Below are 13,679 nucleotides of genomic sequence, written 5' to 3'. Positions count from 1 at the left end.
GCCCTGGCCGGTACGTCCGTCCGGGGCACCGCTGCGTGCTGGGCATAAACGGACAGGTAAGGCCGGGCTGGTCCCGGAGAGGAGCCCTCGGCGACATGTGGGACGAAGCGTTTCCAAGTTTCCTGATCGGTCTCAGGGAAGGCCTTGAGGCGGGGCTGATCGTCTCCATCCTGGTGGCGACGCTGGTGCGGTCGGAGCAGAAGAACCGGCTCCCGCAGGTCTGGACGGGCGTGCTGGCCGCGCTCGCGCTGGCGCTGAGCTTCGGCTCGGTGCTGACCTTCACCGCCGCCAAGCTGTCCGGCACCGCGCAGGAGGCGTTCGGCGGGGCCCTGAGCCTGATCGCGGTCGCGTTCGTCACCGCGATGGTCTTCTGGATGCGCCGCTCGGCCCGCAACCTCTCCTCGGAGATCCGGGAGAAGGTGACGGCCGCGCTCGCGATGGGCGCGGGCACCCTGGTGCTGACCAGCTTCCTGGCCGTCGGCCGGGAGGGCCTGGAGACCTCGCTCTTCCTGTGGAGCACCATCCAGACCGCCAAGAGCTCGACCGGCCCGCTGATCGGCGCGGCCGTCGGCCTGGTGCTCGCGGCCGGGCTCTGCTGGGGCCTGTACCGCCGGGTGCTCAAGATCAACCTGACCCGGTTCTTCACCGTCACCGGCGCCGTCCTGATCGTCATCGCGGCCGGCGTGCTCAGCTACGGCCTGCGCGACCTGCAGGAGGGCGGCGTGCTGCCCGGCGGCCACGCCTACGCCTTCGACCTCAGCGGCAGCATCGACGCCTCCTCCTGGTACGCCACCCTGGTGCAGGGCGTGTTCAACCTGACCGTCACCATGACCTGGCTGCAGGTCGTCGCGTACGTCGCCTACCTGGCGATCGTCATGACGCTGTTCGTGACGGGCGTGCGGGCGGGCAGGCCGGCGGCCGAGGCGGCTCCCGCGCCCGAGGCCGTCAAGGAGTCCACCCGCCCGCGCTGGCTGGTGCCGGCCGCGCTGGTCGCCGTCCCCGCCGTGGTCGCGGTCACCGTCATCGCGGTCAGCGACGGCAAGCCGGCCGAGGCCGCCACCGTGGCCGTCTCGGAGACCGAGTGCGGCAAGGGCTTCACCGCCCCGCAGCCCGGCCAGCAGGTCTTCCAGATGCACAACACCGGTGACAAGACCTCCGAGGTCTACCTGGTCAACCCGACCACCGGCTCGGTCTACGGCGAGATCGAGGGCCTGGCCCCGGCCACCACCCGCGCGCTCACCGCGACCATCGGCACCGGCGACTACGCCTGGCGCTGCGTGCCCACCGGCGGCAAGTCCGTCACCTCCGCCGCCGTGCACGTCACCGGCGGAGCGGCCGTCAAGTCCGTGATCCCGGTGGCCGAGGACGACCTCAAGGCCCCGCTGGATGCGTACAAGGCGTACGTCACCAAGGGCCTGGCCACCCTGCTGACCCAGACCCAGAAGCTGCAGGCCGACATCCACGCCGGCGACCTGCCCGCCGCCAAGGCCGACTGGGTCACCGCGCACACCCAGTACGCCTCGCTGGGCGCCGCCTACGGCACCTTCGCCGACTTCGACAAGAAGATCAACGGCCGCCCGGACGGCCTCGCCGACAAGGCGCAGGACAAGGACTTCAGCGGCTTCCTGCGCATCGAGTACGGCCTCTGGCACGGCCAGGCGCCCGACGTCCTCGGCCCGATCGCCGACCAGCTGGCCACCGACGTGGACGGCCTCGGCAAGGCCTTCCCGACCCAGGACTTCGACCCGGGCGACCTGCCGCTGCGCACCCACGAGATCCTGGAGAACACCCTCCAGTTCGAGCTCACCGGCGACACCGACCAGGGCAGCGGCACCAACCTGGCCACCGCCCAGGCCAACCTGGCGGGCACCCAGGAGCTGCTGACCGTCCTGCAGCCGCTGGTCAAGCAGCGCTCGCCCGAGCTGCTCGCCAAAATCGACGCCGGCGTGGCCCGGGTCGGCGCGCTGCTCACCGCCGCGCACCAGCCGGACGGCAGCTGGACCCCGGTCGACAGGCTCGCCCCCGCCGCCCGCCACCAGCTGAACGGTGCCACCGGCCAGCTGCTCGAAGACCTCGCCCCCGTACCCGACCTGCTCGAGATCCGGAAGTCCGCCTGATGACCACTCACCAGACCGAGACCGGCTCCTGCCCGTTCCCGCACGCCGCCATGGCCGCCGCCCCCGTCGCTCCCGTAGCGGACGGCTGCCCGGCCGGGCCCGCCCGCCGCAGCTTCCTGACGGCCGCGCTCGGCGCCGGCGCCGGTGCGGCCGCCCTGGCCGGCGGAGCCTTCGCCCTCTCCTCCGGGACGGCCAGCGCGGACAGCAGCACGACCCCCAAGAGCCGGGTGGTGCCCTTCCACGGCGAGCACCAGGCGGGTGTGCTCACCCCCACCCCCGGGTACGCGATCTTCGTCTCCTTCGTGGTGACGGCCGCCGACCGGAAGGCGCTCGAGGAGCTCCTCAAGACCCTGACCGAGCGGATCCGCTTCCTCACCGCCGGCGGCACCCCGCCGGACCTGGGCGTAGGCGCGCCGCCGGCGGACAACGGCATCCTGGGCCCGGTCGTGCCGACCGACAGCCTCACCGTCACCGTCGGCCTGGGCGCCTCGCTCTTCGACGAGCGCTACGGCCTGGCCAAGCTCAAGCCGGTCAAGCTCGCGCCGATGAAGACCTTCCCCAACGACAACCTGCAGGAGGCCGAGCTCCACGGCGACCTGAGCCTGCAGATCTGCGCCGACAGCCAGGACACCGTGCTGCACGCGCTGCGCGACATCGCCCGGCACACCCGCGGCGCGATGCAGATCAAGTGGCGGATCGACGGCTTCCAGAGCCCGTCCCGCCCGGACGGCGCCCAGCGCAACCTGCTCGGCTTCAAGGACGGCATCGCCAACCCGGACGTGAAGTCCGGCCGCGAGATGGACAAGCTGGTCTGGGTCAAGGACGGCGCGGGCGAGCCCGCCTGGGCCGTCGGCGGCAGCTACCAGGTCATCCGCATCATCCGGATGCTGGTCGAGTTCTGGGACCGCGTCTCGCTGGCCGAGCAGGAGAAGATGTTCGGCCGCCGCAAGGACACCGGCGCCCCGCTGGACGGCGCGGACGAGTTGGACATCCCGGACTACGCCAAGGACCCGGACGGCAAGGCCATCCCGATGGACGCGCACATCCGGCTGGCCAACCCGCGCACCGACAAGACCGACGACTCGCGCATCCTGCGCCGCGGCTACAACTACGACCGCGGGGTGGACAAGGTCGGCAACCTCGACATGGGCCTGGCCTTCTGCTGCTACCAGCAGGACGTGGTCCGCCAGTTCGAGGCGACCCAGACCCGGCTGATCGACGAACCCCTGGTCGACTACATCTCCCCGACCGGCGGCGGCTACTTCTTCGTCCTGCCGGGCGTGAAGGACAACGCCGACTGGCTCGGCCGGGCGCTCTTCGCCTGACAACCACGGCACCCCTCCGGCCGTGGCCGGAGGGGTGCCGCCGTCTCGTGAGACCCCCGTGCTCCCGAGGCGTGGCCACCACCTTCGCCGAGAGGCCTTACCGATCGATTACTTCCGGCTTACGTGAGCTCGGCGGGCACCGGCCGGGCACCTCCCCGGATCGCCTCCAGGGTACGGACGGCCGCCGCGTGCAGGTCGGGGCGGGTGAGCCGGTGTTCCAGGATGCCGAGCGCCTGGCGCACGTGCTCCTCGGCCGGGCCGGGCAGCTCCAGCTGGCGGAAGGCCTCGCCGACGCCGATCAGCGCCTCGGCCTCGCCGCTGAGGTACCCGCCGGTCCGGGCCGCCGCCAGCCCCTGCCGCAGCTGGTCGAGCGCCTCGCCCGGCTGGCCCAGGCGCAGCAGGAGCTCCCCGATGCTGACCAGAGCGGAGCCCTCGGTGCGCACGCTCCCGATCTCCCGGGCCAGCGCGAGTGCCTCCCGCAGGGTGGTCAGCGCCTCCTCGTGGCGCCCCAGTTCGGAGAGCGTGTTGCCGAGGTTGCCGAGCAGCATCGCCTCGTCGTGCCGGCGCTCCAGCGCCCGTAGCACCGGCAGCGCCCGCCGGTAGGTCGCCTCCGCTCCCTCGCGGTCGTCCGTCGCCGCCTGCACCACGCCGATCCGCAGCAGGCAGGCGGCCTCGCCCTGGGCGTCGCCCAGTTCCACGGTCAGCGCCAGGCTGTGCTGCAGGGCGGCCAGCGCCTCCTGGAAGCGGCCCAGCTGCCAGTACGGCGCGGCCAGGTTGGCCGAGCAGGTGTGCTCGGCGGCCCGGTCGCCGAGCCGCTGGGTGGCCGTCAGGGCGAGCCGGTGGGTGTCGATGTGGTCGTCCACGTGGCCGCCGAGCATGAAGTACTGGGCCAGGTTGCGGGCCAGCTCCCAGGTGTAGGAGTCCAGGCCCAGCTCGGCCGACTGGCGGGCGGCGGCCACCAGGTTCTCGTGCTCCGCGTCCAGCCAGCGCAGCGCCGCCGCGCGGTCGGGGAAGGGCGACCAGCGCTCGGCGGCCGGGCCGGCGGCCAGCTCCCGGCGCCCGGGGTTGAGCTGCTCGGCGGCGGCCGCCGTGCCCTCGCGGAAGAAGCCGAGCAGGCGGTGCACGGCCTGCTCGCGGTCGCGCTCGGCCTCCTCACGCTGGGCGGCGCCCTTGGCGTAGACCCGCAGCAGGTCGTGGAAGCGGTACCGCCCCGGGTGGGCCGACTCCAGCAGGTGGGCGTCGACCAGGTGCTCCATCTCCTCCTCCACCTCCGGCACCGGCCGGTCGAGCAGCGCGCTCGCGGTGCTCAGCCCGATGGTCGGCCCGTTCACCAGGCCGAGCAGCCGGAAGGTCCGGGCCACCGCCGAGCCCTGGGTGGCGTCGGCGGCCCGCACCGAGGTGTACGAGACGGCGAAGCTCGCCCCCACCGCGAGGTCGCCCACCTGCAGCTCGCCGAGCCGCCCGCGCTCGTCGGCCAGCCGGGCCGCCAGGTGCGCCAGGCTCCAGCCCGGCCGGGCCACCAGCCGCGCGCCGGCGATCCGCAGCGCCAGCGGCAGGCCCGCGCAGGCGGTCAGGATGTGCTCGGCCGCCTGCGGCTCGGCGGCGATCCGCTCCGCCCCGGCGACCTTGGCGAGCAGCTCGCGGGCCTGCCCGGCGGGCAGTACCTCGAGGTCGAAGAGGGCGGCGCCGGACAGCGCGGAGAGCCGGTCCCGGCTGCTCACCAGCACCCCGCAGCCGGCCCCGCCGGGCAGCAGCGGGCGGACGGCGGCGGCGTCGGGGGCGTCGTCGAGCACGATCAGCACCCGGCGGTCGGCCACCAGGCTGCGGAAGAGCGCGGCGCGGTCCTCGTCCCCGGCCGGGACGGTCTCGGCACCCAGCGCGGTCAGGAAGGAGCCGAGCACCTCGGCGGTGGTCCGGGGCCGCCCGCTGTGGCTGGCGAAGGCGGCGTGCAGCTGGCCGTCCGGGTAGTGCCGGCGCAGCCGGTGGGCGGCCTGCACGGCGAGCGCGCTCTTGCCCAGGCCGCCGCAGCCCGAGAGCACCGCGATCGGCACCGCGCCGCCGGGTTCGGCCAGCAGCCCGACCAGCTTCTCCAGCTCCTCCTCGCGCCCGGTGAAGTCGGCCAGGGCGGGTGGGAGCTGGGCCGGCGGGCAGGGGCCGGGCGCCTCGGCCGCGAGCTCCTCCGGCTCCGGGCCGGGCCGCTCGGGGGCGTCGGTGAGCAGCCGGGAGTGCAGGCGCTGCAGGGCCGGCCCGGGCTCGAGGCCGAGCTCGCGGACCAGCAGCCCGCGGGCGTAGCGGAAGGCGGCCAGCGCGTCGGAGGTGCGGCCGTCCTGGTGCAGGGCCCGCATCAGGCGCTCGTGCACCCGCTCGTCCAGCGGGTGCTCCTGGCGCAGGGTCAGCAGCCGGGGCAGCACCTCGCCGGGCAGGCCGAGCCGCAGCCCGGCGTCCACCTGGTCGAGCTGGACGGCGAGCAGGCGCTGGCCGATCGGTTCGGCCCAGCGCTCGCGCAGCACCTCGGAGGGCACGTCGGCCAGCGGGGTGCCCTGGCAGAGCGCGGCGGCCTCGGTGAGCAGCGCGTACGCCTGGGTGTCCTCGCCCCGGGCGGCGGCCCGGCGGCCGGACTCGGCGGCGGCGTCGAGGCGGTGCAGGTCCAGCTCGCCCGGCAGCAGTTCGAAGCGGTACCCCGGGGCCTGGTGGACGATCCGGGCGGCCGCGGCCGGGCCGAGCTGGCGGCGCAGCCGGGCCAGGCAGGTGTGCAGCGCGCTGCGGATGCCCTCGGGCGGGCGGCCGTCCCAGACCGCGTCGGCCAGCGTGTCGAAGGGCACCGTCGCGCCGCCGTGCACCAGCAGGGTCGCGAGCAGGCTCCGCTGCCGGTCGCCGGTGACGACCACCTCGCCGTCGTCCGTGCCGACGGACAGCGGACCCAAGATGCCGAAACGCACGCCTACCCCCGTGGCTCTCCGGCGGGCCGACCCGCCGGGTTCGGCCAAGCATCGGACACCCCGTGCCGCCGGGGCAACAGGCTTCCGGGGGTGCTTAAGGCTCCCTTACAGATCTTGTCGGGCACATGACGTGCGGGCCGGGCCGGGCAGCCCGTCGCGAGCGGCGCCGGGCCCGTCGGTGTGCGGCCGGTACTCCGTCAGCTCCGGGGGCAGCGGCGGCACTGTCACAGCGGGCGGGGATGATGGGGCAGCTGGACGCGGAGAGCAGGTCGCAAGTCGGAAGGGGCACGGGGATGAGCCGGGCAGGTGAGGCGAGCGGTGCGACGGGCTGGGTGAGCGGGCCGCTGGTGGGCTTCGACCTGGAGACCACCGGCACGGACGTGGAGACGGACCGGATCGTCACGGCCGCACTGGTCCGCCTGGAGGCGGACGGCACCGTCACGGCCGAGCGGTCCTGGCTGCTCGACCCGGGGGTGGCGATACCCGAGCAGGCCTCGGCGATCCACGGGATATCGACCGACCGGGCCCGGGCGCACGGCACCGCGCCCGGCCCGGCGGTGGCGGAGATCGCCGGGGCGGTGGCCGAGGTGCTGGCGGCGGGCACGCCGCTGGTGGTGATGAACGCACGGTACGACCTGTCGCTGCTCGACCGGGAGTGCCGCCGGCACGGCGTGCCCTCGCTCGCCGAGCGGCTCGGCCGGACGCCGGCGCCGGTGGTGGACCCGCTGGTGCTCGACAAGCACGTGGACCGCTACCGCCGGGGCAAGCGGGCGCTGCAGGCGCTCTGCGACCACTACGGCGTCCGCCTCGACGACGCCCACAACGCCGGGGCCGACGCCCTGGCCGCCGCCCGCGTCGCCCGCCGGATGGGCGAGGCGTACGCCGTGGTCGGCGAGCTGGCCCCCGCCGACCTGCACACCCTGCAGACCAGGGCGGCCGCCGAGCAGTCCGCCTCGCTCCAGGCCTACCTGCGCAAGACCTCCAACCCCTCCGCCTTCGTGGAGCCGGCCTGGCCGATGATCCCCCGCTAGGGCCGGACCGGCCCTGGGGCCCGTCCGGCCGGTGGGTCGGCTACTCGGTGGGCCAGGTGCTGAGGGTCTGGTGGAGGGCGCGGAGGGCGCTGGGCCAGGAGGCGGGGACGGGGCGGGGGTGGTCGAAGCCGCCGTGGCGTTCGAGGTTGACGTAGCCGTGGAGGGTGGCGAGGAGGAAGCGGGCGGCGTCGGTGGTGGCGGGCTCGGTGAGGCCGTAGCCGCGCAGGAGGGCGTAGGTGTGGTCCACGCCCAGCTGCCTGCCGCCGAGTTCGGCCCAGCGCTCGGGGGTCAGCCGGATCTCGATCGCGCGGTACCGGCCGGGGTGCTCCAGGGCGAAGGAGCGGTAGGCCTCGGCGAAGGCGGTGAGGGCCTGCTGGCCCGAGCGGCCCATCAGGGCGGTGCCGACCCGCCCGGCCAGCTCCTCGGCGGCGAGCACCGCGACCCGCTCGCGCAGCTCCCGCAGGCTGCGGACGTGCGAGTACAGACTCGCGTCCTTCACCCCGAACCCCCGGGCCACCGCCGACACGGTCACCTTGTCGAACCCGACCTGGTCGGCGAGTTCGGCGGCGGCCGCCACCACGCGGTCGGTGGACAGGCCCGGGCGTGCGGTCATACAGGGGCTCCTTCGGGGTCGCGTCGGTCCGACCATCCTACCTAGGGAGAAAAGTCGTTTGCCTAGGGCTCCTAGGCAAACGTAGCGTGAGCACCATGAAGCCGCTCAGCGAGTCCGAGATCCGTACCTCCTTCGTCAACTGCACCCAGGGCGAGGCCAAGCGCCTCAACCTCCCCCGAGGCCTGTCCGAACTCCCTTGGGACGACCTGGACTTCCTCGGTTGGCGAGATCCATCGGCGCCCGACCGGGGCTATCTGGTGATCCCCGGGGCCGAGGGGGAGAAGCCCGTCGGCATCGCCCTGCGGACTTCCACCGGCCCGCGCAACGCGGTGCGCCGGAGCCTGTGCTCGATCTGCCTGACCACGCACCCCGGCACCGGGGTCAACCTGATGGCCGCCAACAAGGCCGGCCCGGCCGGGCGCGAGGGAAACTCGGTGGGCGTCTACATCTGCGCCGACCTGGCCTGCCCGCTCTACTCCCGTCGCCTGCGCAAGCCCCAGGGCATCAACGCCGCCCAGGAGTCGCTGACCAACGAGGAGCGCGTCGCCCGGATGATGGAGCGCATCGCCGAGTTCGCCGAGCGCGTCCGGAGCTGACGACCGGAGCCGACGAGGAGTCGCAGCCATGACCAAGTGGATCACCACCCCCGTCGCCCCGGAGCTGCTCCGGGGTGCGCTCGAGGCCGAGCGCACCGGGCGCGGCCTGCTGCCGCACCGCCTCCCGGCCCGCGCCCGGCGGCAGTACCCCGATCCGGGGCTGCTGGCCGCCGAGGCCAAGCCCTCCGGCGTCCGGCTGGTCTTCCGCACCAGCGCGCGCAGCATCGAGCTCGACGTCCACCCGACCAGGACGGCGTACGTCGGCGCCCCGCTCGAGGCCGGCCGCTACGACCTGCTGGTCGGCGGGGAGCTGGTGGCCCAGGCCACCGCCGGCGGCGGCACCGTCCACACCGTCGACCTCACCACCGGCGCCGTGACGACGGAGCAGGGCCCGCCCGGCACCGTCCGCTTCGCCGGGCTGCCGGCCGGGGAGAAGGAGGTCGAGCTCTGGCTGCCGCACAACGAGACCGCCGAGCTGATCGCGCTGCGCACCGACGCGCCGGTGCGGGCTGCCGCGCCCTCGGGGCGTCGGGTCTGGCTGCACCACGGCAGTTCGATCAGCCACGGTTCGGCGGCCGACAGCCCGACCGGCACCTGGCCCGCACTGGCGGCGGCCGCCGCCGGGGCCGACCTGGTCAACCTCGGCCTCGGCGGCAACGCGCTGCTCGACCCGTTCCTGGCCCGGACGATCCGGGACACCCCGGCCGACCTGATCAGCCTCAAACTCGGCATCAACCTGGTGAACCTGGACGTGATGCGGCTGCGGGCCTTCGGCCCGGCCGTGCACGGCTTCCTCGACACCGTCCGGGAGGGGCACCCGACCACCCCGCTGCTGGTGGTCTCGCCGCTGCTCTGCCCGGTCCACGAGACCACCCCGGGCCCGCTCGCCCCGGACTTCTCCGGCCCGAGGCCGGTCTTCCGCGCCACGGGTGATCCGGCCGAGGCCGCCGCCGGCCGCCTGACCCTCACCGTGATCCGTGCCGAACTGGCCCGGATCACCGCCGAGCGCGCCGCCGAGGACCCGTACCTCCACCACCTCGACGGCCGCGAGCTCTACGGCGAGGCCGACCACGCCGACCACCCGCTCCCGGACCAGCTCCACCCCGACCAGGGCGGCCACCGCCGCATCGCCGAGCACTTCGCCGCCCGGGTCTTCGGCCCGGGCGGGGCCTTCCACGGCCCGGAGTCCGGCGGCTGACCTGCCGTCGCGGGGAACGAGAAGAGGCCTGCCTCCCGGTCGACCGGGAGGCAGGCCTCACTTCTCAGGCGGACCCGTCAGGAGCTGGGCTTGAGCGTCCAGTTCTGGTCGGGAGCGGTGTTGCAGGCCCACAGCACGAGCTGAGTCCCGAGGGTGAGGTTCCCGTTCGGGTCGGAGACGCACTTCCCGGAACCCGGGTTGAAGATCGTGCCGTCCGCCCGGGGGACGAACTGCTGGGCCTTGTTGCTCTGGGCGTTGCCCCAGCAGGTGTTCCACTGGATCGGCGTGCCGTCGTAGGTGCCCGAGTTGGTCGCGTCCATGCAGCCGCCCCAGGGCAGGCTGACCGTGCCGTCGGCGTTGAACGTCCAGGTCTGGGCCGAGGAGCCGTTGCAGGTCCAGACCTGGATCTTCGTGCCGGGGGTGGGGACGCCACCGTTCTCGTCCATGCACAGGTTGCTGCCGACACCCGAGACCACCGGGCCGGCGGTGCTGCCGGGCAAGGTCGCGTACGGGTAGACGGCGACGTCGGCGATGCCGCCCAGCCACGGGTTGTTCGGCTTGCCGCCGTTGAGGTAGCGGCCGATCACCAGGCTGCCGGTCGGGGCCATGGTGGTGGTGTGCCGGCCGGTCGCGGCCAGCGCGCCGTTGACGAACAGGTTCATCTGGCCGGTGGTCGCGTCGTAGCTGGCGGTCAGCTTGGTCCAGACGCCCAACTGGACGCGGGCGGCGGCGTTCTGCGTCGCGTTGGTGTTGTTGTTGAGCGGGTTGGTGTGGTCGTAGGACCAGCCGGAGTCGGAGGTCGACATACCGAAGGTCCAGGTGGTGACACCGGTCTGGAAGGTGCCCGGCCAGATCATGAAGTTGCTGGTCGAGGCCCCGTCCTGGCTGACCACCACACCGTCGGTGGACTGGTCCTCCTTCGCCCAGGCGGTGACGGTGAAGGACTTCTGGGTGTCGACCCGCAGGCCGCTGTCCACCTCGCCCCAGGTGGTGCTGGTCTTGGGGTCGAAGGTCGTGGCGGAGTTGAACACCGCGGCGTTGGTGCTGCCGGCGGGAGCCGTGCCGCCGCCGAGGTTGGCCGAGGTGAAGGTGACGTCGCTCTTGACGGTGCCGTTGTTCTGCCCGGTCAGGTCGTTGGCGTTCCCGGCGAGCAGGTAGCGCCCCTGCGGGCCACGGGGGTCGCCGACGACGTAGGACTGGCCGAAACCGGTGACCTGGCCGGGGTGCTGGGCCGGGTCGCCGACCACACCGGGCCAGACGACGACCTTGCCGGCCGAGTTCTGGGCGTACAGGTCGGGCACGCCGTCACCGGTGAAGTCGCCGACGGATCCGACCGTGGGGTAGGTCGCCGGGTCGACATTGGCGCCGATGACGGTGGCACCGGGAGTTGTCGGCGTGCTGATCGCGGCCGGGTCCGCCAGGTTGCCGTAGTTGGTGGCGCCGGTGGCCGTCGTCTTGGTGATCGCGTAGGCGAGGATCTGGCCGGTCCTGCGGTCACGCGCCCAGAGCGTGGCCTGGTCGCCATTGCTGGTGACCCCGTTGGCGGCCCAGGTGCCGCTGGCGGGGCCGGGGCCGATCAGGTCGTAGCCGTCGGTGTTGGCGGAGCCGTCCCACGGCTTGTTGGAGAGCTGGGTGTCGGTCTTCTTGAGCAGCGTCGCGGCGCCACCCGGAGGCATCAGCCAGAGCGAGCCGTTGATCACGACGACCAGCGAGGTCTTGCTGAGCGGAGCGGCCGTGCTCTCCTTGTCGGGGTTGCCGAGCGCCAGCACCTGGCTGACCTGGGAGAAGTCGAGGCCGACGCCGGTCGGGCAGCCCTGGGGACCCGTGGGGTCGACCGCGGCACCGCTGGTGTCCACACAGTTGACCTGCACCGGCGTGGCACTGCCGCTGGGGTAGAACGGCGTCGCCTGCCCGTAGTGGCCCTGTCCGGTGTTGGTGTACAGGAACATCATCTTGTCACCGGGCTTGTGCACGACCAGGTCGTCGCTGGGGAAGACCGGCGTGCGCAGCGTGCTGCGGTGGGTGACCTGGGCGTTGGTCCAGGAACCACCGGGCGCGACGACGCCCAGGGCGGAGACCCAGCCGGCGTTGGTCGGGTCACCGGTGTTCTGGATCGTGCGCAGGTTGCCGTTGCCGTCCGGCAGCACGATGTCGGGCTTGCCGTCACCGGTGACGTCGCCGAAGACCGGCTTGGAGGCGGGGTTCCAGGGCGCGTAGTAGTTGTAGACGGCCGGCTGGCTGTAGTTGCCGGCGTTGTCCTGACCCTGGACGTACAGGGTGTTGGTGCCCCAGGCGGTGGGCTGGGCGGTGTACGAGGCCTTGCCGGTGCCGTCGGCGGTCACCGTGCCCTGGTCACCGCAGTGCCAGCCGGTGACGGGGGTGGAGCTGGTGCTGACCTTGAAGCAGGCCAGACCCGAGGCGTTGAGGCCTGCGCCCGGCGCCGGGTCGTTGCCCTGGAGGGTGAAGGTGCCGGTGTCGCTGGCGTACTTGGCCGGGGTGGGGTTCGGCGTGCCGGACGGCGGGAAGTCGGTGGAGCTGACGCCGACCGTCGGCGGGGTCTTGTCGACCCGGAAGTAGCACCAGGAGGTGTCGGGCGAAGTGAGCTGGCCGTCGCTGGCGCTGCCGACCCAGCCGTACTGGTGGCCGTCGGTCAGCGAGCCGACCGGCATGACCTCGGTGTTGTACGAGCCGGTGGTCGCGGTGTCCTGGGCGAACGACCAGGTGCTGTCGTTGTCGTCCCACATGTGGAAGTGACCGTGCAGCGGCAGACCCGCCGGGGACCAGTCGTTGAGGGCGAGCTGGATGTTCTGGTTGGCGCCGACCCAGCCCGGGTTGTACCAGGCGTAGGGCGCGGGGCTGCCGTCGGGCTGCAGCGTCTGGCAGTCGTTGTGCTTGTTGGTGCTCGCGAAGCCCGGCTGGGGGCTGGTGCGCGGGTACCAGGCGCTCGGCTGCAGGTCGTAGTTGGTGGTGATGTGCGGGTTGCTGGCGATGTGGTGGCGGTAGTACTTGTTGTTCTCGTCGTCGGGCGCGATGCCGACGGTGAGGGCGCCCCACTTGTTGATCGCGGCCTGCTGCATGTGCCAGGTCACGTCGTAGTTGATCGGGCCGGTGCCCGTGATCCAGTACGAGTTGCCGATCTTGCTGCAGCCACCGAAGGTTCCCGAACCACCGCAGGGCTGGTTCGCCCAGGTGACGCCGGGGCCGATGCCGTTCGTCCAGTACAGGCCGAGCGGGGTGTTGGTGCCGGGGCTGGAGGCGCCGTCCGCGTTGGCGTACAGCGTCGAGCTGTACACGGTGGGGGCGGAGGGGGCGCCGCTCGGCTGGTTGTAGATGGCCGAGTTGACGGCGATGCTGAAGTAGGCGCGCTCGCGGCCGGAGCCGGTGCAGTCGCTGTAGCCGCAGTAGCCGGTGCCGAGGTCGCTGACCGAGTCGTAGTACGACGTGGTCGAGTGGTACTCCTGCACCTGCGCGGAGTGGGCCGTCGGGCTGTCGGCGCTGATCGTCGGGTCGATGTACCAGGGGCCGGTGCCCTTGCCGAGGACGTTCTGGTCCGGGGTCAGGTCGAAGCCGGCGCTGTCGGCCTTGACGGCGATCTTCGCCTCGTGGGCGCCCTCGCCGGGGCCCTGCGAGGTGGACTCCCCGGTCGGTGCCGGGGTGGCAGCGGCGGCGGGGGCGGCGAAGGCCGAGAGGGTCCTGGTGGTCTTGGCGCCGGTCAGCGGCGGGACCGGGGCGGCGGGGGTGGAGTCCCACTGCAGGGGGGTGGGCGCGTGGAGGCGGGTCTTGCCCTTGGCGTCCTTGAGGCTGATGTTGCCCGCGGTGTCGGTGGTGACGTTCAGGCCGTCGGCGCTGATGGGGAAGTG

Annotated in this window: 8 protein-coding genes; 5 read left to right on the top strand and 3 right to left on the bottom strand. The window is 73.2% G+C overall.

Annotation, left to right across the window (positions count from 1 at the left end; all coding sequences use genetic code 11):
• Nucleotides 1-95: 95 nt before the first annotated feature.
• Both efeU and efeB read left to right on the top strand, forming a co-directional pair.
• Nucleotides 96-2,117: an iron uptake transporter permease EfeU gene (gene efeU, locus ABT095_RS32305; protein WP_350533123.1), complete on the top strand. Its 2,022-nt coding sequence runs from the start codon at nt 96-98 to the stop codon at nt 2,115-2,117.
• Between the two features lie 50 nt (nt 2,118-2,167).
• Entirely contained in the window at nt 2,168-3,442 is a 1,275-nt protein-coding gene (gene efeB / locus ABT095_RS32300; RefSeq protein WP_350533159.1) for an iron uptake transporter deferrochelatase/peroxidase subunit, read from the top strand.
• A 119-nt stretch (nt 3,443-3,561) separates the two neighbouring features.
• On the opposite strand, the gene ABT095_RS32295 is transcribed toward efeB, so the two are convergent.
• On the bottom strand, nt 3,562-6,381 hold the full coding sequence (locus ABT095_RS32295; protein WP_350533122.1) for an AfsR/SARP family transcriptional regulator: 2,820 nt from the start codon (nt 6,379-6,381) through the stop codon (nt 3,562-3,564).
• 293 nt (nt 6,382-6,674) lie between these two features.
• Here ABT095_RS32295 and ABT095_RS32290 point away from each other — a divergent pair, with 293 nt between their 5' ends.
• Nucleotides 6,675-7,412 (top strand): 3'-5' exonuclease, encoded by a 738-nt coding sequence (locus ABT095_RS32290; RefSeq protein WP_350533121.1) that lies wholly within the window; start codon nt 6,675-6,677, stop codon nt 7,410-7,412.
• A 40-nt stretch (nt 7,413-7,452) separates the two neighbouring features.
• Here ABT095_RS32290 and ABT095_RS32285 read toward each other — a convergent pair whose 3' ends face one another.
• Nucleotides 7,453-8,025 carry a TetR/AcrR family transcriptional regulator gene (locus tag ABT095_RS32285; protein WP_350533120.1) on the bottom strand — a complete coding sequence of 191 codons (573 nt, stop codon included), beginning with the start codon at nt 8,023-8,025 and terminating at the stop codon, nt 7,453-7,455.
• 95 nt (nt 8,026-8,120) lie between these two features.
• Here ABT095_RS32285 and ABT095_RS32280 point away from each other — a divergent pair, with 95 nt between their 5' ends.
• Both ABT095_RS32280 and ABT095_RS32275 read left to right on the top strand, forming a co-directional pair.
• A complete protein-coding gene (locus tag ABT095_RS32280) occupies nt 8,121-8,621 on the top strand; it encodes an FBP domain-containing protein (protein WP_350533119.1) in 501 nt (166 codons plus the stop codon).
• Between the two features lie 28 nt (nt 8,622-8,649).
• Complete coding sequence (locus tag ABT095_RS32275; RefSeq protein ID WP_350533118.1) at nt 8,650-9,819, top strand: GDSL-type esterase/lipase family protein; 1,170 nt, start codon at nt 8,650-8,652, stop codon at nt 9,817-9,819.
• Nucleotides 9,820-9,896: 77 nt separating this feature from the next.
• Here the strand turns inward: ABT095_RS32275 and ABT095_RS32270 are convergent.
• Nucleotides 9,897-13,679: ricin-type beta-trefoil lectin domain protein (locus ABT095_RS32270; RefSeq protein ID WP_350533117.1), on the bottom strand; the 3,783-nt coding region annotated here is incomplete at its 5' end.

Source organism: Kitasatospora sp. NPDC002227 (assembly GCF_040296285.1).
Lineage (GTDB): Bacteria > Actinomycetota > Actinomycetes > Streptomycetales > Streptomycetaceae > Kitasatospora.
This window is presented reverse-complemented; position numbering and strand designations above follow the sequence as displayed.

What these genes read in the sequence shown, in the direction of transcription:
- ABT095_RS32275 (WP_350533118.1), top strand. Translation starts at nt 8,650, where the DNA reads ATGACCAAGTGGATCACCACCCCCGTCGCCCCGGAGCTGCTCCGGGGT.
- ABT095_RS32290 (WP_350533121.1), top strand. Translation starts at nt 6,675, where the DNA reads ATGAGCCGGGCAGGTGAGGCGAGCGGTGCGACGGGCTGGGTGAGCGGG.
- ABT095_RS32285 (WP_350533120.1), bottom strand. Translation starts at nt 8,025, where the DNA reads ATGACCGCACGCCCGGGCCTGTCCACCGACCGCGTGGTGGCGGCCGCC.
- efeU (WP_350533123.1), top strand. Translation starts at nt 96, where the DNA reads ATGTGGGACGAAGCGTTTCCAAGTTTCCTGATCGGTCTCAGGGAAGGC.
- ABT095_RS32280 (WP_350533119.1), top strand. Translation starts at nt 8,121, where the DNA reads ATGAAGCCGCTCAGCGAGTCCGAGATCCGTACCTCCTTCGTCAACTGC.
- efeB (WP_350533159.1), top strand. Translation starts at nt 2,168, where the DNA reads ATGGCCGCCGCCCCCGTCGCTCCCGTAGCGGACGGCTGCCCGGCCGGG.